The organism is Leclercia sp. LSNIH3 (assembly GCF_002935105.1).
Classification (GTDB): domain Bacteria; phylum Pseudomonadota; class Gammaproteobacteria; order Enterobacterales; family Enterobacteriaceae; genus Enterobacter; species Enterobacter adecarboxylatus.
Genome location: NZ_CP026387.1, coordinates 2,767,401 through 2,786,876 on the forward strand (window position 1 = coordinate 2,767,401; position 19,476 = coordinate 2,786,876).

The following is a 19,476-nucleotide window of genomic DNA, read 5'->3' on the forward strand; positions in this document are numbered from 1 at the left end:
GATGGCAGGTTTAAAACTTCAGGCAGTAACCAAAAGCTGGGATGGCAAAACCCAGGTGATTCAGCCGCTGACGCTCGACGTGGCGGACGGCGAATTTATCGTGATGGTCGGCCCGTCGGGCTGCGGCAAATCGACCCTGCTGCGGATGGTCGCCGGGCTGGAGCGTGTGACGTCCGGGGATATCTGGATCGACCGCCAGCGTGTCACCGAGATGGAGCCAAAAGATCGCGGCATCGCGATGGTGTTCCAGAACTACGCGCTTTATCCGCACATGAGCGTGGAAGAGAACATGGCCTGGGGGCTGAAAATCCGCGGCATGGGCAAAGGCCACATCGAAGAGCGGGTGAAAGAGGCGGCCCGAATTCTGGAGCTGGACGGCCTGCTGAAACGCCGTCCGCGCGAACTCTCAGGCGGCCAGCGTCAGCGTGTGGCGATGGGCCGTGCCATCGTGCGTGACCCGGCGGTGTTCCTGTTCGATGAGCCGCTCTCTAACCTCGATGCAAAACTGCGTGTGCAGATGCGTCTTGAGTTGCAGCATCTCCACCGTCGCCTGAAAACCACGTCGCTGTACGTCACCCACGATCAGGTGGAAGCCATGACCCTCGCCCAGCGGGTGATGGTGATGAACAAAGGTATCGCCGAGCAGATTGGCACCCCGGTGGAAGTGTACGAAAAGCCGGCCAGCCGCTTTGTGGCGAGCTTTATCGGCAGCCCGGCCATGAATCTGCTGGAAGGGCGCATCAGCACGGCGGGCACCCATTTTGAGCTGGAGAGCGGTATGGCACTGCCCATCAACTGGTTCTATCGCGGTTACGCCGGACGCAAAATGACGCTGGGTATCCGCCCGGAACATATTGCGTTAAGCTCGCAGTCGGAAGGCGGGGTGCCGCTGGTGATGGACACCCTCGAGATGCTGGGTGCCGACAATCTGGCGCACGGACGCTGGGGCGAGCAGAAGCTGGTGGTGCGTATGTCGCATCAGGAGCGCCCGCAAGCGGGCAGCACGTTGTGGCTGCATCTGCCGGAAAATCATCTGCATCTATTCGATGGTGAAACAGGACAACGTGTATGAGTAACTGGCCTTATCCCCACATCGTCGCCCACCGTGGCGGCGGGAAACTGGCACCGGAAAACACCCTGGCGGCAATAGACGTTGGTGCGCGCTACGGTCACACGATGATCGAGTTCGACGCCAAATTGTCGCAGGACGGAGAGATCTTCCTGCTACACGATGACAACCTCGAGCGCACCAGCAACGGCTGGGGCGTGGCGGGACAGTTGCCGTGGCGCGATCTGCTGAAGGTGGACGCCGGAAGCTGGTTCGGCAAAGACTTTAAAGGCGAGCCACTGCCGCTGCTGGCCGAGGTGGCAGACCGCTGCCGTCAGCACGGGATGATGGCCAATATTGAGATCAAGCCGACCACCGGTACGGGGCCGCTGACCGGCAAGGTGATTGCGCTGGCCGCACGTGAATTATGGGAAGGGATGACGGCACCGCTGCTGTCGTCGTTTGAGATCGACGCGCTGGAGGCGGCGCAGGCTGCGGCCCCCGAGCTGCCGCGCGGTTTACTGCTGGACGAGTGGCGTGAAGACTGGCGTGAGCTGACCACCCGGCTGGGCTGCGTGTCGATTCACCTCAATCACCGCCTGCTGGATGAGGCGCGGGTAAACCTGATTAAGGCCGCCGGTCTGCATATCCTGGTCTATACCGTTAACCAGCCCCAGCGGGCAGCAGAGCTGCTGCGCTGGGGCGTGGATTGCATCTGTACCGATGCAATTGCCCTGATAGGCCCGGACTTTCAGCCTTAAGGGTTATTAAGCAGATCGCCGTTCTGTCGCTGCGGCAGCATATGTTGCTGCTGCACGCCGCCCGACGACTCGACGCCGCTCAACATACCGCCATTGGTGTTAGGCAGAACCTGCCCCCCCGGCTGGCTCTGCTGAACCCGCAGGGTATCGTTATTCATCTGCGTTTGCAGATGCTGCTGCTGAACGCGTGTCTGGGTCTGCAGCTGCTGGTTAAGCATCCCTGTCTGTTGCTGCTGCTGGATCATCATCTGATTTTGCATCCGCTGCTGGCTGGGGTTTTGATACCCCGGCTGGTTAGGGTTGTTCAGGGTGTTGATGGGCTGCGCAAGCACGGCAAACGGCATTAACGCCGCAACAAGAATGAGTCGTTTCATTGATACTCCCTCCTTCTGAGGCCTCCTTTAAGTTTACCTCGCCTTCCGCATTACGATGATTTTTTAAGAGTTATGAACCAGGCTTAAGCGGGAGCATGAGTCCCTGTACCTGGAGAAAAACAATGATGAAACCAACGTTTTTACGCTGGGTAGCGATTGCTGCCCTGACGGCAGGCGGTACGTTTTGCGTGGCAGCGAATCCGCCTGCTGCCCCTCCGGTCTCTTACGGCGTGGAAGAGGATGTGTTCCATCCCGTGCGGGCGCAGAAGGGGATGGTCTCTTCGGTGGATGCCCTCGCCACGCAGGTCGGGGTGGATATCCTCAAGCAGGGCGGTAACGCGGTGGATGCGGCGGTGGCCGTCGGCTATGCGCTCGCGGTGACGCACCCGCAGGCGGGTAACCTCGGCGGCGGTGGCTTTATGATGCTGCGCACCAAAGATGGTGTGACGACCGCGATCGATTTCCGCGAAATGGCACCGTCCCAGGCCACGCGCGACATGTTCCTCGACGATCAGGGCAACGCTGACAGCAAAAAATCCCTCACCTCCCATCTGGCGACCGGCACACCCGGCACCGTCGCGGGCTTCTCGCTGGCGCTGGATAAGTACGGCACCCTGCCGCTGAACAAAGTGGTGCAGCCCGCCATCAAGCTGGCGCGCGACGGATTTGAGGTGAACGACGCGCTGGCCGACGATCTGAAAACCTACGGCAGCGAAGTGCTCCCCAACCATGAGAACAGCAAAGCCATTTTCTGGAAGGAGGGCGAGCCGCTGAAGAAGGGCGACAAGCTGGTGCAGGCGAACCTCGCCAAAAGCCTGGAGATGATTGCCGAAAATGGCCCGGATGCCTTCTATAAAGGGGTGATTGCCGACCAGATTGTGGAAGAGATGAGTAAGAACGGCGGGTTAATTACCAAAGCCGATCTCGCTGAATACAAAGCCGTGGAGCGCACCCCTATTAGCGGGGACTACCGCGGATATCAGGTCTTCTCCATGCCGCCACCGTCCTCCGGGGGGATCCACATCGTGCAGATCCTCAACATCCTCGAAAACTTCGATATGCATAAATTTGGTTTCGGCAGTGCCGATACGATGCAGGTTATGGCCGAGGCGGAAAAATATGCCTACGCCGACCGTTCAGAGTATCTGGGCGACCCGGATTTCGTGAAGGTGCCGTGGCAGGCGCTGACCAATAAAGCCTATGCCAAAACCCTGGCCGATCAGATTGATATCAACAAAGCCAAACCTTCGAGCGAGATCCGCCCGGGCAAACTGGCACCCTATGAAAGCAACCAGACCACCCACTTCTCGGTGGTGGATAAAGACGGTAACGCGGTGGCGGTGACCTACACGCTCAACACCACGTTTGGCACCGGGATTGTGGCGGGTAACAGCGGCATTCTGCTCAACAACGAGATGGATGACTTCTCTGCCAAGCCGGGCGTGCCGAACGTCTACGGGCTGGTGGGCGGGGATGCCAACGCCGTCGGGCCGAAGAAGCGCCCGCTGTCGTCGATGTCGCCGACGATTGTGGTGAAAGATGGCAAAACCTGGCTGGTAACCGGCAGCCCTGGCGGCAGCCGCATTATCACCACCGTGTTGCAGATGGTCGTCAACAGCATCGATTACGGGATGAACGTGGCAGAAGCGACCAATGCGCCGCGCTTCCATCACCAGTGGCTGCCGGATGAGCTGCGCGTGGAGAAGGGCTTTAGCCCGGACACGCTGAAACTGCTGGAACAGCGCGGGCAAAAAGTGGTGGTGAAAGAGGCGATGGGCAGCACCCAGAGCATTATGGTCGGGCCGGATGGTGCGCTGTATGGTGCATCGGATCCGCGTTCGGTGGATGACTTAACGGCGGGGTACTGACGGTTTCCCCTCACCCCGGCCCTCTCCCCATAGGGGAGAGGGAGAAAAGACCGCACCGTGAAATGCCTTCTCTCCTTAGTGGCGAGGGGAAAAGACCGCACCGTGCAATCCGCTCTCCCCATAGGGCGAGGGGAAAAGACCGCACCGTGCAATCCGCTCTCCCCATAGGGCGAGGGGAAAAGACCGCACCGTGCAAACCGCTCTCTCCCTATGGCGAGGGGAAAAGACCGCACCGTGCAAACCGCTCTCTCCCTATGGCGAGGGGAAAAGACCGCACCGTGCAATGCCTTCTCTCCTTAGTGGCGAGGGAAAAGACCGCACCGTAAAATCCGCTCTCCCCATAGGGTGAGGGGCAAAAGACCGCACCTTACAGTCCCCTCTCCCCTATGGGGAGAGGGTTAGGGTGAGGGGAAGGTTAACGACTTCATCCGCGCCATATAATACGCATCGACATACTCGCCGTTGCGCAGGGCAAACTTCCTGCCGGTTCCTTCGATTTCAAACCCGAAACGCTGATACAGCGCGACAGCGGCCGCGTTATCCGCAAAAACCGTGAGCTCGATGCGTTCAACGCGCAGCCAGTTGTCGCACAGGTTGATCATCTCGGTCATCAGCCTGCTTCCGACGCCGCGCCCTTGCATATCTGCCGCCACGCCGATGCCAAAGGTAGCTACGTGGCTCCGGCGCGGGTTTTCCATGATGTCCAGCGCCATATGTCCAACGACGCGCCCGTCCAGGCACGCCACCAGATGCCGTCTTCCCGGTTTTACCGCGACGCGTTCATGCCACATGGCCATAGAGGGATGAGGAATTTGTAGCGTGTCGTGATAAACCCCAGGATGCGACATGATGTCACGTAACGCTTCTGCATCGCTGGCTTCGATATGGCGTATCACTATCTCACTCATTCCTTTTTCCTCAGTTAGTTAGGTTCCTTTCCAACATCCGTCAGTTTGAAATGTGAGTCAACCAGCATTTTTTGCAAAAAATGAGTGGACAAGTGCGAATGAGAATGATTATTATTGCTCTGCCTTCGGGAGAACCGACACGGGGACCTGAAAGCACGACATTGCTCACATTGCTTCCAGTATTATTTTAGCCAGCGATTGCTGGCTTTTTTTTTGAGTGTTGTTTCAGCCTGGCTTACTTGCCCTTTTGCCCCCGGATGTACTCGCCATCCTCACGCCCGCTAAGTACGCTCCGGTTGCTGCGTGCTGCCGTGAGCGACGCCGACGGCCGATGCGCGGGCAGAGGTATTGCGCTATGGTAAGACGCAATTACCTTCCAAAAGGACTGAGCCATGACACTACACTGCGCATTTATTGGATTTGGCAAGAGCACGACCCGCTATCACCTTCCGTATGTTCTCACCCGTAAAGCCAGCTGGCATGTCGCGCACATCTTCCGTCGCCACCCGAAGCCGGAAGAGCAGGCCCCACAGTACTCCCATATCCATTTCACCAGCGATCTTGACGAGGTGCTGAACGACCCCGAGGTCAAGCTGGTGATCGTCTGCACCCACGCCGACAGCCATTTTGAGTACGCGAAACGCGCCCTGGAAGCCGGGAAAAACGTGCTGGTGGAAAAACCCTTCACCCCGACGATGGCCGAAGCGAAAGTGCTGTTCGAACTGGCACGCAGTAAAGGGCTGACCGTCAGTCCGTATCAGAACCGTCGCTTTGATACCTGCTTCCTGACCGCGAAACAGGCCATTGAGAGCGGCAAGCTGGGCGAGATCGTCGAGATCGAAAGCCACTTCGATTACTACCGCCCGGTGGCGGAGACCAAACCCGGCCTGCCGCAGGATGGCTCGTTCTATGGCCTGGGCGTCCACACCATGGATCAGATCATCTCCCTGTTCGGCCGCCCGGATCACGTGGCCTACGACATCCGCAGCCTGCGCAATAAAGCCAACCCGGACGATACCTTCGAAGCTCAGCTGTTCTACGGTGACCTGAAAGCCATCGTCAAAACCAGCCATCTGGTGAAAACCGACTACCCAAAATTCATTGTTCACGGCACCAAAGGCTCGTTCATCAAGTACGGCATCGACCAGCAGGAGACCAGCCTGAAGGCCAACATCATGCCGGGTGAGCCAGGGTTTGCGGCGGATGATTCCGTGGGCGTGCTGGAGTACGTTAACGACGCGGGCGTAACGGTAAAAGAGGAGATCAAACCGGAGGTCGGCGACTACGGCCGCGTCTACGATGCGCTGTTTGAGACCCTGACAAAAGGTACCCCTAATTACGTCAAGGAAATTGAAGTGATGACCAACCTGGAAATCCTTGAACGGGGCTTTGAACAGACCTCGCCTGCCACAGTAACCCTTGCCAGATAAGCCTGAACGACTCCTTTGTTCTTGTTCAGATATTTTGAACAGAGGAGTCAATTTTCACCCTCTATGATCCCAGGTCGATTGCGTCCACACTTACTCCATCGAAACGAACTGAGGGTAAAAACAATGATCTTCTTACGCAAAGCAAACGACCGCGGTCACGCAAATCATGGTTGGCTGGACTCATGGCATAGCTTCTCGTTTGCCGATTATTATGACCCGAACTTTATGGGTTTCTCGGCACTGCGCGTGATTAACGATGACGTGATTGATGCAGGCCAGGGTTTTGGTACCCACCCGCATAAAGACATGGAAATCCTGACCTATGTGCTGGAAGGCGCCGTTGAGCACCAGGACAGCATGGGTAACAAAGAGCAGGTTCCGGCGGGTGAGTTCCAGATTATGACGGCGGGTACCGGGGTGCGTCACTCCGAATACAACCCAAGCAAAACCGACCGTCTGCGTCTGTACCAGATCTGGATCATTCCAGAAGAAAAAGGCATCACCCCGCGCTACGAGCAACGTCGTTTTGACGCCGAGCAGGGTAAACAGCTGGTACTGTCACCGGATGCCCGTGACGGCTCGCTGAAAGTGCATCAGGACATGGAGCTTTACCGCTGGGCGCTGGCGAAAGACGAGCAGTCTGTGCATCAGATCGCCGCTAACCGCAAAGTGTGGATTCAGGTGGTAAAAGGCGACGTGACCATTAACGGCACCAAAGCGACCACCAGCGATGGTCTGGCAATCTGGGATGAGCAGGCTATCTCTGTGCATGCCGACAGCGCCGCTGAAATTCTGCTGTTCGACCTGCCGCCGGTCTAAATCTTAAATTAATGTCCAGCCTTCCCTTATGACAGGGGAAGGTTGGTCTTTGTCCGTGATAAACTGAGGGAATCTATCACTACCGGTTTCTCTCAGGACGATGAAAAAGAAAAGACCCGTACTTCAGGATGTAGCCGATCGCGTCGGTGTGACTAAAATGACGGTCAGCCGTTTTTTACGTAACCCGGAACAGGTTTCCGTGGCCTTACGTGGCAAGATTGCCGCTGCTCTCGATGAACTGGGTTATATCCCTAACCGCGCACCCGATATTCTCTCCAATGCGACCAGCCGTGCGGTAGGTGTCCTGCTTCCCTCCTTAACCAACCAGGTCTTCGCGGAAGTGCTCCGCGGCATCGAAAGCGTCACCGACGCCTTCGGCTATCAGACCATGCTTGCGCACTACGGGTACAAACCGGAACTGGAAGAAGAACGTCTGGAGTCCATGCTTTCCTGGAACATTGACGGCCTGATCCTGACTGAACGCACCCATACCGCGCGCACGCTGAAGATGATCGAGGTGGCGGGTATTCCGGTGGTGGAGCTGATGGACAGCCAGTCTCCCTGTCTCGATATCGCCGTCGGGTTCGATAACTTTGAAGCCGCAAGGCAGATGACGGCGGCCATCATCGCCCGCGGTCATCGTCATATTGCCTATCTTGGCGCACGTCTGGATGAACGTACTATCATCAAACAGAAGGGATACGAGCAGGCGATGCTCGACGCTAACTTAACGCCCTACAGTGTGATGGTCGAGCAGTCCTCTTCCTACACCTCCGGTATTGAGCTGATGCGTCAGGCCCGTCGCGAGTACCCGCAGCTTGATGGCATTTTCTGTACCAACGATGACCTCGCGGTCGGCGCCGCCTTTGAATGCCAGCGTCTGGGGCTTGCTATCCCAGGTGATATGGCGATTGCCGGTTTCCACGGACACGACATTGGTCAGGTCATGGAACCGCGTCTGGCGAGCGTTCTCACCCCGCGTGAGCGCATGGGCCGTATCGGTGCAGAACGCCTGCTGGCGCGCATTCGTGGTGAGACGGTGACCCCTAAGATGTTAGATTTAGGTTTCACATTGTCACCGGGTGGATCGATTTAATCTGACAAGTTTGAACTAGCTCACACTTATTCATTTCTCACACGTTTGGATGTTGCTTCTCGTCAGCCCCGGCAGGACAATGTTACCGATAACTGTTACCCGTAACAATTCACTGAGGGACATACCTTGAGCACCACTAATCCAGATCACCACGTTTATGTCCTGATGGGCGTTTCCGGTAGCGGTAAATCTGCCGTTGCCAGCGAAGTGGCGCATCAAATCCATGCCGCGTTTCTTGATGGCGACTTTCTCCATCCGCGCAGCAATATCAACAAGATGGCTTCTGGTGAGCCGCTGAACGATGACGATCGTAAGCCGTGGTTACAGGCGCTGAATGATGCCGCGTTTGCCATGCAGCGCACCAACAAAGTGTCCCTGATCGTCTGCTCCGCGTTGAAAAAGACCTACCGCGACCAGCTGCGTGAAGGTAACGCTAATCTCTCCTTCATCTACCTGAAGGGCGATTTCGACGTGATCGAAACCCGTCTGAAAGCGCGTAAAGGGCATTTCTTCAAGACCCAGATGCTGGTGACGCAGTTCGAAACTTTGCAGGAACCGGGTGCGGATGAAAGTGATGTACTGGTGGTCGATATCGATCAGCCACTGGACGGTGTTGTTGCAAGCACCATTGAGGTCATTAACAAAAGGCAGTAAGTTTTGAGTACGTTAACGCTTGTTTTAACAGCAGTCGGCTCCGTGCTGTTGCTGCTGTTTTTGGTAATGAAGGCCCGCATGCACGCCTTCGTTGCCTTGATGGTGGTTTCTATTGGTGCAGGTCTCTTTTCTGGAATGCCGCTCGACAAAATCGCCGCGACCATGGAAAAGGGGATGGGAGGCACGCTGGGCTTCCTGGCGATTGTCGTCGCGCTGGGCGCGATGTTTGGCAAGATCCTGCATGAAACCGGCGCGGTCGATCAGATCGCCGTCAAAATGCTGAAATCCTTCGGCCACAGCCGGGCGCACTATGCGATTGGTCTGGCCGGTCTGATCTGTGCGTTGCCGCTGTTCTTTGAGGTGGCGGTCGTCTTGCTGATTAGCGTGGCCTTTTCCATGGCCCGCCATACCGGCACCAATCTCGTGAAGCTGGTTATTCCGCTGTTTGCAGGTGTAGCAGCCGCTGCCGCGTTCCTGCTGCCGGGGCCTGCGCCAATGCTGCTGGCCTCGCAGATGCACGCTGACTTCGGCTGGATGATCCTGATCGGTCTGTGCGCCGCGATACCGGGAATGCTGATTGCCGGTCCGCTATGGGGCAATTTCATCAGCCGTTACGTTGAGCTTCATATTCCTGACGACATCACCGAGCCGCATCTGGGCGAGAGCAAAATGCCGTCGTTCGGCTTCAGCCTCGCGCTGATCCTGCTGCCGCTGGTGCTGGTGGGGCTGAAAACCATTGCCGCGCGCTTTGTGCCTGAAGGCTCCACGGCGTACGAATGGTTTGAATTTATCGGCCACCCGTTCACGGCGATCCTGGTGGCGTGCCTGGTGGCCATTTACGGCCTGGCGATGCGCCAGGGCATGGCGAAAGACCGGGTGATGGAGATCTGCGGTCACGCGCTGCAACCGGCAGGCATTATTCTGCTGGTGATCGGTGCGGGCGGGGTATTCAAGCAGGTACTGGTAGATTCCGGTGTCGGCCCGGCGCTGGGCAGTGCCCTGACCGGGATGGGCTTGCCAATTGCCGTCACCTGTTTTGTGCTGGCGGCGGCGGTGCGTATCATTCAAGGTTCTGCGACCGTGGCATGCTTAACCGCCGTGGGGCTGGTGATGCCGGTGATTGAGCAACTGAATTACTCCGGCGCGCAGATGGCTGCGTTGTCTATCTGTATTGCAGGTGGTTCGATTGTGGTGTCACACGTTAACGATGCAGGCTTCTGGCTGTTCGGTAAATTTTCCGGGGCGACGGAAGCGCAAACCCTGAAGACCTGGACGATGATGGAAACCATCCTCGGCACCACCGGGGCGATTGTCGGGATGATTGCGTTTTCGCTGCTGAGCTGATGCTCTTTTCTCCCTCTCCCTGTGGGAGAGGGTATCAGGCCGCAGAGTATGTATGTTTGTCGTGCGGTGGCTTCGCCTCACCCGACCGACAAAACTTAAAAAGGCAACTTACGTTGCCTTTTTGCTTTTACCTAGCCCTTCATCCACGCCCTAATCCCATCCAGGAACATCTGGGTCGCCATCATCACCAGAATCAATCCCATCAGCCGCTCCAGGGCATTAACCCCTTTCTCGCCCAGCAGGCGTAAAAACAGCGACGACTGCAGCAGGATAATAAAAGTCCCGCCCCAGGCAATCAGCAGCGCGATCACCAGATGGCTCATCTGATTCGGGTACTGATGCGACAGCAACATCAGCGTCGCCAGGATCGTCGGCCCGGCGACCAGAGGAATAGCCAGCGGCACAATAAAAGGTTCTTCACCCGCAGGCAGGCCGCTGCTGCTGCCTTCGCTGCTCGGGAAAATCATTTTGATGGCAATCAGGAACAAAATAATCCCGCCGGAAATAGAGACCGTTTCAGCGCGCAAGTTCAGGAAGGCGAGGATTTTCTCGCCAGCGAACAGAAAGATAAACATCACCAGCAGGGCGATAAGCAGCTCGCGGATCATGATTGCCCGACGGCGCTTCGGCTCGGTGTGCTTCAGCACCGACATAAAAATAGGCAGGTTTCCGAGTGGATCCATAATTAGGATCAATAAAACCGCTGCGGAAATGATTTCACTCATTGTAAATTATCCCTGATACTTGTGTGGTTGCTTCGATGATTAGCGCTTTTTCTGATAGCCGGGCAATCATCGATTAATTTCGCTTGCGACTTTGGCTGCATTTTGTAATGTGAAGCATATCCCAGTTCAATACTGGCTTGCATAAACAGCACACACCCTCTGCAGGAAAAAAAAGCTATGAAAAACGTTGGTTTTATCGGTTGGCGCGGTATGGTCGGCTCTGTACTCATGCAACGCATGGTTGAAGAGCGCGATTTCGACGCTATCCGCCCGGTCTTCTTCTCCACTTCCCAGCTCGGCCAGGCTGCACCGTCCTTTGGGGGTACCACAGGCACGTTGCAGGATGCGTTTGATCTGGAAGCGTTGAAGGCACTGGACATTATTGTCACCTGCCAGGGCGGCGATTATACCAACGAAATTTATCCAAAGCTTCGTGAAAGCGGCTGGCAGGGCTACTGGATTGACGCGGCCTCTTCGCTGCGCATGAAAGACGACGCGATCATTATTCTCGACCCGGTTAACCAGGACGTCATCACCGACGGCCTGAACAACGGCGTAAAAACCTTCGTTGGCGGTAACTGTACGGTCAGCCTGATGCTGATGTCGCTGGGCGGCCTGTTTGCCCAGGATATGGTGGAGTGGGTATCTGTTGCGACCTATCAGGCGGCATCCGGTGGCGGTGCGCGCCATATGCGCGAGCTGCTGACCCAGATGGGCCAGTTGCATCACAGCGTTGCCGATGAGCTGGCGAACCCGGCATCCGCGATTCTCGATATCGAGCGTAAAGTCACTCAGCTGACCCGCAGCGGCGAGCTGCCAGTGGACAACTTCGGCGTACCGCTGGCCGGTGGCCTGATCCCGTGGATCGATAAACAGCTGGATAACGGCCAGACCCGCGAAGAGTGGAAAGGCCAGGCAGAGACCAACAAAATCCTGCGTACCTCTTCCGTGATCCCGGTTGACGGCCTGTGCGTGCGCATCGGCGCACTGCGCTGCCACAGCCAGGCATTCACCATTAAACTGAAAAAAGATGTGTCTATTCCGACAGTGGAAGAACTGCTCGCGTCTCACAACCCGTGGGCGAAAGTGGTGCCAAACGATCGCGACATCACCATGCGCGAGCTGACCCCGGCTGCGGTCACCGGCACATTATCTACCCCTGTTGGACGCCTGCGTAAACTAAATATGGGGCCGGAATACCTTTCCGCCTTTACCGTCGGGGACCAGCTTCTGTGGGGCGCCGCTGAGCCGCTGCGCAGAATGCTACGTCAACTGGCGTAATAAATACTTAAGACTAAGGGGTGATTTATCACCCCTTTTTTTGCGTACTAAAGGACGAAAACGCAAATGATTCATTATTTTTCGGGAGTCATATAAAGCGTTGGCTATGCTTTATGCGGGATGTCACATATTCCGCCTGGAGGTTGGATGGAACAGAGAGGATGCACAAGGTGCTGTTCCGTTCAGGTCACATTAAGGTCGTACCCGCTGCGCGACAGGGGCGGCAACTAGAAAAACAGGATGAATACCATGTCCGTTCGTATTGATAGAGACGTGATTAATGCGCTTATTGCGGGTCACTTTGCGGATCCATTTTCTGTACTTGGCATGCACCGCACTGAAGCCGGACTGGAAGTCCGTGCATTGCTACCTGACGCGACTGAAGTGTGGGTAATCGAACCCAAAACCGGGCGCAAGGTCGGTAAACTCGAATGTATTGATTCACGCGGCTTCTTCGCTGGCGTGATGGCCCGCCGCAAAAATGTCTTCCGTTATCAGCTCGCTGTTATCTGGCATGGTCAGCAGAACCTGATCGACGATCCCTATCGCTTTGGTCCGCTGCTGCAGGAGATGGATGCCTGGCTGCTGTCCGAAGGTACGCACCTGCGCCCTTATGAAACGCTCGGCGCCCATGCCGACACCATGGATGGCGTTACCGGCACCCGCTTTACCGTCTGGGCGCCGAATGCCCGTCGTGTGTCAGTGGTGGGGCAGTTCAACTACTGGGATGGCCGACGCCACCCGATGCGCCTGCGTCGTGAGACCGGCATCTGGGAGCTGTTTATCCCCGGCGCGCACAACGGCCAGCTCTACAAATACGAGCTGATTGATGCCCATGGCAAGCTGCGTATCAAAGCCGACCCGTATGCTTTCGAAGCGCAAATGCGCCCGGAAACCGCGTCACTGATTTGCGGTCTGCCGGAGAAAGTCGCCCAGAGCGAAGAGCGTATCCGGGCCAACGAGTTCGATATGCCGATCTCCATTTATGAAGTCCATCTTGGCTCCTGGCGTCGTCATACCGAGAACAACTTCTGGCTCAGCTACCGGGAGCTGGCCGACCAGCTGATCCCGTATGTGAAATGGATGGGCTTTACCCATCTGGAGCTGCTGCCGATTAACGAACACCCGTTTGACGGCAGCTGGGGCTATCAGCCGACCGGCATGTATGCCCCGACCCGCCGCTTCGGCACCCGCGATGACTTCCGCTACTTTATCAATGCCGCACACGCCGCCGGGCTGAACGTGATCCTCGACTGGGTGCCAGGTCACTTCCCGTCTGATGATTTTAGCCTGGCCGAATTTGACGGCACCAACCTGTATGAGCACAGCGATCCGCGCGAAGGCTACCATCAGGACTGGAATACCCTGATCTACAACTATGGCCGCCGGGAAGTGACCAACTATCTGGTGGGCAACGCGCTCTACTGGATCGAGCGTTTCGGTATTGATGCCCTGCGTGTGGATGCCGTCGCCTCGATGATCTACCGCGACTACAGCCGCAAAGAGGGGGAGTGGATCCCTAACGAATTCGGTGGCCGGGAAAACCTGGAAGCGATCGAGTTCCTGCGCAACACCAACCGCATTCTCGGGGAACAGACTCCGGGCGCGGTGACAATGGCGGAAGAGTCCACGGACTTCCCGGGCGTCTCTCGCCCACCGTCGATGGGCGGCCTCGGCTTCTGGTACAAGTGGAACCTCGGCTGGATGCACGACACCCTGGATTACATGAAGCTGGATCCGGTGCATCGCCAGTATCACCACAACAAACTGACTTTCGGTATGCTCTACAACGGCACCGAAAACTTTGTCCTGCCGCTCTCCCATGACGAAGTGGTTCACGGCAAAAAATCGATTCTCGACCGCATGCCGGGCGACGCATGGCAGAAGTTTGCCAACCTGCGCGCCTACTACGGCTGGATGTTCGCCTTCCCGGGCAAAAAACTGCTGTTCATGGGCAACGAGTTCGCCCAGGGCCGCGAGTGGAACCACGATTCGAGCCTCGACTGGAACCTGCTGGAAGGGGGCGACAACTGGCACCACGGCGTTCAGCGTCTCGTACGCGACCTTAACCATACCTATCGTCACCACAAGGCCCTGCACGAGCTGGACTTTGATGATTACGGCTTTGAGTGGCTGGTGGTGGATGACCACGAACGCTCGGTGCTGATCTTTGTCCGTCGTGACAAGGTGGGCAACGAAATCATTGTCGCCAGCAACTTCACCCCGGTGACACGCCATCACTACCGTTTCGGCATCAATCAGCCGGGCAAATGGCGCGAGGTGCTCAATACCGACTCCATGCATTACCACGGCAGCAATGCGGGCAATGGCGGGCTGGTACAGAGCGATGAACACGAAAGCCATGGCCGACCTAACTCCCTGAGCCTCACTCTGCCGCCGCTCTCTACGATCTGGCTGGTTCGGGAGGGGGAATGACGCAACTCGCTGCAGGTAACCCGGCACCGCTCGGTGCAAGCTACGACGGCAAAGGGGTGAACTTCACCCTCTTTTCGGCGAATGCGGATCGGGTTGAACTCTGCGTGTTTGACGGTAAAGGCATTGAACACCGCTACGATCTGGTGGCCCGTACTGGCGATATCTGGCATGGCTACCTTGAGCATGCCCGGCCCGGCACACACTATGGCTTTCGGGTGCATGGTGCGTGGGATCCGGCAAAAGGGCTGTTCTTTAATCCGGCTAAGCTGCTGCTCGACCCCTGTGCGCATCAGGTTGAGGGCACGCTGAACGATGATGTGCTGCTGCATGCCGGCAAAGCCACGCCCGATCACCGCGACAGTGCGGCGGTGGCACCCAGAAGCGTGGTGGTCAGCGACGATCGTTACGACTGGGAAGAGGACACGGCCCCTGCTACCCCCTGGGGCAAAACCGTTATCTATGAAGCCCACGTTAAAGGGCTGACCTGGCTGCACCCTGGCATACCCGAGGCGATCCGCGGCACCTACAGGGCGCTCGGACACCCGGTGATGATTGCTTACTTTAAGCACCTCGGTGTCACTGCCCTGGAGTTATTACCGGTGGCACATTTTGCCTCCGAGCCACGTCTGCAGCGCCTCGGTCTTAGCAACTACTGGGGCTACAACCCGATGGCGATGTTTGCCCTCGATCCGCGCTATGCCTCGGATCCTGAGCGGGCGCGGGATGAGTTTCGTGATGCGGTGAAGGCGCTGCACGAAGCGGGCATTGAGGTCATTCTGGATATCGTGCTTAACCACAGCGCTGAACTGGATCTGGAAGGCCCAACGTTCTCCCTGCGCGGAATTGATAACCCTAGCTATTATTGGTTAAGGGAAGATGGCGATTACCACAACTGGACCGGCTGTGGTAACACCCTCAATCTTAGCCACCCGGCGGTGGTGCAGTACGCGTATGAATGCCTGAAATACTGGGTGGAAACGTTCCACATAGACGGCTTTCGTTTTGACCTGGCGTCAGTGATTGGACGCACGCCGGAATACAGCCAGCAGGCACCGCTGTTTGAGGCCATTAAAAACTGCCCGCTGCTCTCAGGGGTGAAGCTGATCGCGGAGCCATGGGACATCGGCCCTGGCGGCTATCAGGTGGGAAATTTCCCGCCGCCGTTTGCCGAGTGGAACGACCACTATCGTGATACCGCGCGTCGCTTCTGGCTGGCCCGCGATATGTCACTCGGCCAGTTTGCCGGGCGCTTTGCCGCTTCCAGCGATCTGTTCAAGCGCAACGGGCGTCTGCCCTCTGCGTCGATTAACCTGGTCACGGCGCACGACGGTTTTACCCTGCGTGACTGCGTTTGTTTCAATCAGAAACACAATGAAGCCAATGGCGAAGAAAATCGTGACGGTACCTTCAATAACCATAGCTTTAACCATGGTGTAGAAGGATTAAGTGGCAATCTGGATGTGATTGAGCGGCGCCGCGCCAGCGTGCACGCACTGCTCACCACGCTGCTTTTGTCGCAAGGAACGCCGATGTTGCTGGCAGGCGATGAACATGGCCACAGCCAGCACGGCAACAACAATGCCTATTGCCAGGACAACCCGTTAACCTGGCTGGACTGGCAACAGGCAAACAGTGGATTAGTGGACTTTACCGCTGCGCTAATCCATCTGCGTCAGCAGATCCCGGCCCTCACCCTGAATGAATGGTGGGAAGAGGGCGACGGCAATGTTTGCTGGCTGAATAAAAGGGCGCAACCGTTGGAAGCGCGTGAGTGGCAAAGCGGCGTGCCGTGCCTGCAAATCCTGCTATCGGATCGCTGGCTTATCACGCTTAACGCCACAGATGAGGTTGTTGAAATTACGTTACCCCAAGGGGAGTGGCGGGCTATCCCCCCATTTGCCGGAGAGGATAATCCGGTCGTTATGACTGCCTGGCATGGGCCTGCGCACGGTGTATGTGTATTCCAGAGATGATAATAAAAGGAGTTGATCATGGTTAGGTTAGATAAGAACGACCCTCTAATGTTGGCGCGTCAGCTGCCATTGAAGTCTGTTGCCCTGATTCTTGCTGGTGGCCGCGGTACCCGATTAAAAGATTTAACGATTAAGCGCGCCAAGCCCGCCGTCCACTTCGGTGGGAAATTCCGTATTATCGATTTTACCCTGTCAAACTGCCTGAATTCAGGCATTCGCCGTATTGGCGTGATCACTCAGTACCAGTCTCACACGCTGGTGCAGCATATCCAGCGCGGCTGGTCGTTCTTCAGTGAGGAAATGAACGAATTCGTCGACCTGTTGCCTGCACAACAGCGCGTGCACGGCGAAAACTGGTATCGCGGGACTGCCGATGCGGTAACACAAAACCTGGATATTATTCGTCGTTACGACGCCGAGTACGTGGTGATCCTCGCCGGGGACCACATCTACAAGCAGGACTACTCGCGCATGCTCATCGACCACGTCGAAAAAGGGGCGCGCTGCACCGTGGCCTGTATGCCTGTGCCCGTTGCTGAGGCGACGGCCTTTGGCGTGATGGCGGTAGATGAAAACGACAAAGTGATCGATTTCGTTGAAAAACCGGCGAACCCGCCTTCAATGCCGGGGGATGACACCAAAGCGCTGGCCAGTATGGGGATCTATGTCTTTGATGCAGATTACCTTTACCAGCTGCTGGAAGAAGACGACAAGGATGAGCAATCCAGCCACGACTTCGGCAAAGATATCATCCCGAAAATCACCAAATCTGGCATGGCCTATGCACATCCGTTCCCACTGTCCTGCGTGCAGTCCGATCCTAATTCAGAACCCTACTGGCGCGATGTCGGCACCCTGGAGGCATACTGGAAGGCGAACCTCGATCTGGCATCAGTGACGCCCGAACTGGACATGTACGACCACAACTGGCCGATCCGCACCCATATGGAATCGCTGCCGCCAGCGAAATTTGTCCAGGACCGCTCTGGCAGCCACGGCATGACGCTGAACTCGCTGGTTTCTGGCGGGTGCATCATCTCTGGCTCGGTGGTGGTGCAATCGGTGCTGTTCCCGCGCGTGCGGGTGAACTCCTTCTGCAACATTGATTCGTCAGTATTATTACCCGACGTCTGGGTTGGCCGCTCGTGCCGCCTGCGTCGTTGCGTTATCGACCGTGCCTGCGTCATCCCGGAAGGCATGGTAATTGGAGAAAACGCGGAAGAGGACGCGCGCCGTTTCTACCGCTCAGAAGAAGGCATCGTGCTGGTTACGCGTGAAATGCTGCGTAAACTGCAGATCAAACAGGAGCGATGATGCAGGTTTTACACGTTTGTTCTGAGATGTTCCCGCTGCTGAAAACCGGCGGGTTGGCGGATGTGATTGGGGCGCTACCGGCGGCGCAAATTGCCGGTGGCGTCGATACTCGCGTGCTGTTACCCGCTTTTCCCGATATTCGTCGCGGCATCCCTGACGCCCAGATCGTCAGCCGCCGCGAAACCTTTGCCGGGCGCATCACATTACTCTTTGGTCATTACAACGGCGTGGGCATCTATCTTATTGATGCCCCACATCTGTATGACCGCCCAGGGAGTCCTTACCACGACACTAACCTGTTTGCCTATACCGATAACGTGCTGCGTTTCGCGCTACTCGGCTGGGTCGGGGCGGAGATGGCCTCCGGCCTGGATCCGTTCTGGCGCCCGGACGTGGTGCATGCCCACGACTGGCACGCCGGGCTGGCACCGGCGTATCTGGCAGCGCGTGGCCATCCGGCGAAGTCGGTCTTTACTGTACACAACCTGGCGTATCAGGGACTGTATTTAGCCAAACACATGGATGAAATCGAACTGCCATGGTCGTTCTTTAATATCCATGGGCTGGAGTTTAACGGGCAGATTTCGTTCCTGAAGGCCGGGCTGTACTACGCCGATCACATCACCGCCGTCAGCCCGACCTACGCGCGGGAGATCACCGAGCCGCAGTTTGGCTACGGCATGGAAGGGCTGCTCGCACAACGCCAGCGCGAAGGGCGACTGTCGGGCATTCTCAACGGCGTGGATGAAAAAATCTGGAGCCCGGAGTCGGATCTGCTGCTGACCGCGCGCTACAACCGTGATTCCGTGGAAGATAAGGCTGAGAACAAACGTCAGCTGCAAATCGCCATGGGGCTGAAGGTCAACGAAAAGGTGCCGCTGTTCGCCGTGGTGAGCCGGTTGACCAGCCAGAAAGGGCTGGATTTGGTGCTTGAAGCGCTGCCGGGCCTGCTGGAGCAGGGTGGACAGCTGGCGCTGCTGGGGGCAGGCGATCCGGTATTGCAGGAGGGCTTCCTCGCCGCCGCCGCCGAACATCCGGGTCAGGTTGGGGTACAGATTGGCTATCACGAAGCGTTTTCGCACCGCATCATGGCGGGTGCCGACGTTATCCTGGTGCCAAGCCGTTTTGAGCCATGCGGTTTAACCCAACTGTATGGCTTGAAGTACGGCACGTTGCCTCTGGTGCGTCGTACCGGTGGGCTGGCGGATACGGTATCTGACACCTCGCTGGAGAATCTGGCAGACGGCATCGCCAGCGGTTTTGTCTTTGAAGACAGTAATGCCTGGTCGTTATTGCGTGCGATTCGTCGTGCCTTCGTGTTGTGGTCTCGTCCATCGTTGTGGCGTTTTGTTCAGCGCCAGGCAATGGCCATGGATTTTAGCTGGCAAGTTGCGGCGCAGTCCTACCGCGATCTTTATCAACGCTTGATGTAACAATCCTGGAAT

16 protein-coding genes are annotated in these 19,476 nt (G+C 57.0%); 13 read left to right on the forward strand and 3 right to left on the reverse strand.

Features of this window, described 5'->3' with window-relative positions; translation table 11 throughout:
* Position 1: 1 nt before the first annotated feature.
* Entirely contained in the window at positions 2–1,072 is a 1,071-nt protein-coding gene (locus C3F35_RS13365; protein ID WP_103793262.1) for a sn-glycerol-3-phosphate import ATP-binding protein UgpC, read from the forward strand.
* Positions 1,069–1,809, forward strand: coding sequence for a glycerophosphodiester phosphodiesterase (gene ugpQ, locus C3F35_RS13370; RefSeq protein WP_032614900.1), 741 nt, complete (start codon positions 1,069–1,071; stop codon positions 1,807–1,809). The genes C3F35_RS13365 and ugpQ overlap by 4 nt, the downstream gene beginning before the upstream one ends.
* On the opposite strand, the gene C3F35_RS13375 is transcribed toward ugpQ, so the two are convergent.
* Positions 1,806–2,183 (reverse strand): DUF2756 family protein, encoded by a 378-nt coding sequence (locus C3F35_RS13375; RefSeq protein ID WP_103793261.1) that lies wholly within the window; start codon positions 2,181–2,183, stop codon positions 1,806–1,808. The two genes, ugpQ and C3F35_RS13375, sit on opposite strands and share 4 nt — an antisense overlap.
* Before the next feature lie 122 nt (positions 2,184–2,305).
* On the opposite strand from C3F35_RS13375, the gene ggt reads away from it, so the two are divergent.
* Entirely contained in the window at positions 2,306–4,051 is a 1,746-nt protein-coding gene (ggt, locus tag C3F35_RS13380; protein WP_072250908.1) for a gamma-glutamyltransferase, read from the forward strand.
* Positions 4,052–4,449: 398 nt separating this feature from the next.
* Here the strand turns inward: ggt and yhhY are convergent, their stop codons facing one another.
* Positions 4,450–4,959, reverse strand: a complete 510-nt coding sequence (yhhY, locus tag C3F35_RS13385; protein ID WP_103793260.1) for an N-acetyltransferase — start codon at positions 4,957–4,959, stop codon at positions 4,450–4,452.
* A 392-nt stretch (positions 4,960–5,351) separates the two neighbouring features.
* Between yhhY and C3F35_RS13395 the strand changes: the two genes are divergently transcribed.
* From C3F35_RS13395 to gntU, 5 genes are all read left to right on the forward strand, one after another.
* Positions 5,352–6,389, forward strand: coding sequence for an oxidoreductase (locus C3F35_RS13395; RefSeq protein WP_103793259.1), 1,038 nt, complete (start codon positions 5,352–5,354; stop codon positions 6,387–6,389).
* A 123-nt stretch (positions 6,390–6,512) separates the two neighbouring features.
* Entirely contained in the window at positions 6,513–7,208 is a 696-nt protein-coding gene (locus C3F35_RS13400) for a pirin family protein (RefSeq protein WP_032614891.1), read from the forward strand.
* A gap of 100 nt (positions 7,209–7,308) precedes the next feature.
* The gene (gene gntR / locus C3F35_RS13405; RefSeq protein WP_032614889.1) at positions 7,309–8,304 is read left to right on the forward strand and encodes a gluconate operon transcriptional repressor GntR; all 996 of its coding nucleotides are present in this window, start codon (positions 7,309–7,311) and stop codon (positions 8,302–8,304) included.
* A gap of 126 nt (positions 8,305–8,430) precedes the next feature.
* A complete protein-coding gene (gntK, locus tag C3F35_RS13410; protein WP_032614887.1) occupies positions 8,431–8,958 on the forward strand; it encodes a gluconokinase in 528 nt (175 codons plus the stop codon).
* A 3-nt stretch (positions 8,959–8,961) separates the two neighbouring features.
* Positions 8,962–10,302: a gluconate transporter gene (gene gntU, locus C3F35_RS13415; protein ID WP_103793258.1), complete on the forward strand. Its 1,341-nt coding sequence runs from the start codon at positions 8,962–8,964 to the stop codon at positions 10,300–10,302.
* Between the two features lie 131 nt (positions 10,303–10,433).
* On the opposite strand, the gene C3F35_RS13420 is transcribed toward gntU, so the two are convergent.
* Complete coding sequence (locus C3F35_RS13420; RefSeq protein WP_032614883.1) at positions 10,434–11,027, reverse strand: YhgN family NAAT transporter; 594 nt, start codon at positions 11,025–11,027, stop codon at positions 10,434–10,436.
* A gap of 177 nt (positions 11,028–11,204) precedes the next feature.
* Here C3F35_RS13420 and asd point away from each other — a divergent pair, with 177 nt between their 5' ends.
* The 5 genes from asd (at position 11,205) to glgA (ending at position 19,464) form a co-directional block, all read left to right on the forward strand.
* A complete protein-coding gene (asd, locus tag C3F35_RS13425; protein ID WP_103793257.1) occupies positions 11,205–12,308 on the forward strand; it encodes an aspartate-semialdehyde dehydrogenase in 1,104 nt (367 codons plus the stop codon).
* A gap of 249 nt (positions 12,309–12,557) precedes the next feature.
* Positions 12,558–14,744, forward strand: a complete 2,187-nt coding sequence (gene glgB / locus C3F35_RS13430; protein ID WP_059307036.1) for a 1,4-alpha-glucan branching enzyme — start codon at positions 12,558–12,560, stop codon at positions 14,742–14,744.
* A complete protein-coding gene (glgX, locus tag C3F35_RS13435; RefSeq protein WP_103793256.1) occupies positions 14,741–16,717 on the forward strand; it encodes a glycogen debranching protein GlgX in 1,977 nt (658 codons plus the stop codon). The genes glgB and glgX overlap by 4 nt, the downstream gene beginning before the upstream one ends.
* Before the next feature lie 18 nt (positions 16,718–16,735).
* On the forward strand, positions 16,736–18,031 hold the full coding sequence (gene glgC / locus C3F35_RS13440; protein ID WP_103793255.1) for a glucose-1-phosphate adenylyltransferase: 1,296 nt from the start codon (positions 16,736–16,738) through the stop codon (positions 18,029–18,031).
* Positions 18,031–19,464: a glycogen synthase GlgA gene (gene glgA / locus C3F35_RS13445; RefSeq protein ID WP_032614868.1), complete on the forward strand. Its 1,434-nt coding sequence runs from the start codon at positions 18,031–18,033 to the stop codon at positions 19,462–19,464. The genes glgC and glgA overlap by 1 nt, the downstream gene beginning before the upstream one ends.
* Positions 19,465–19,476 lie beyond the last annotated feature (12 nt).

Bases quoted from the DNA above. Each gene is read 5' to 3' on its own strand.
- C3F35_RS13375 (WP_103793261.1), bottom strand. From the start codon at position 2,183: ATGAAACGACTCATTCTTGTTGCGGCGTTAATGCCGTTTGCCGTGCTT.
- C3F35_RS13420 (WP_032614883.1), bottom strand. From the start codon at position 11,027: ATGAGTGAAATCATTTCCGCAGCGGTTTTATTGATCCTAATTATGGAT.
- C3F35_RS13400 (WP_032614891.1), top strand. From the start codon at position 6,513: ATGATCTTCTTACGCAAAGCAAACGACCGCGGTCACGCAAATCATGGT.
- glgA (WP_032614868.1), top strand. From the start codon at position 18,031: ATGCAGGTTTTACACGTTTGTTCTGAGATGTTCCCGCTGCTGAAAACC.
- glgB (WP_059307036.1), top strand. From the start codon at position 12,558: ATGTCCGTTCGTATTGATAGAGACGTGATTAATGCGCTTATTGCGGGT.
- yhhY (WP_103793260.1), bottom strand. From the start codon at position 4,959: ATGAGTGAGATAGTGATACGCCATATCGAAGCCAGCGATGCAGAAGCG.
- C3F35_RS13365 (WP_103793262.1), top strand. From the start codon at position 2: ATGGCAGGTTTAAAACTTCAGGCAGTAACCAAAAGCTGGGATGGCAAA.
- glgC (WP_103793255.1), top strand. From the start codon at position 16,736: ATGGTTAGGTTAGATAAGAACGACCCTCTAATGTTGGCGCGTCAGCTG.
- ugpQ (WP_032614900.1), top strand. From the start codon at position 1,069: ATGAGTAACTGGCCTTATCCCCACATCGTCGCCCACCGTGGCGGCGGG.
- gntR (WP_032614889.1), top strand. From the start codon at position 7,309: ATGAAAAAGAAAAGACCCGTACTTCAGGATGTAGCCGATCGCGTCGGT.
- C3F35_RS13395 (WP_103793259.1), top strand. From the start codon at position 5,352: ATGACACTACACTGCGCATTTATTGGATTTGGCAAGAGCACGACCCGC.
- ggt (WP_072250908.1), top strand. From the start codon at position 2,306: ATGATGAAACCAACGTTTTTACGCTGGGTAGCGATTGCTGCCCTGACG.
- asd (WP_103793257.1), top strand. From the start codon at position 11,205: ATGAAAAACGTTGGTTTTATCGGTTGGCGCGGTATGGTCGGCTCTGTA.
- glgX (WP_103793256.1), top strand. From the start codon at position 14,741: ATGACGCAACTCGCTGCAGGTAACCCGGCACCGCTCGGTGCAAGCTAC.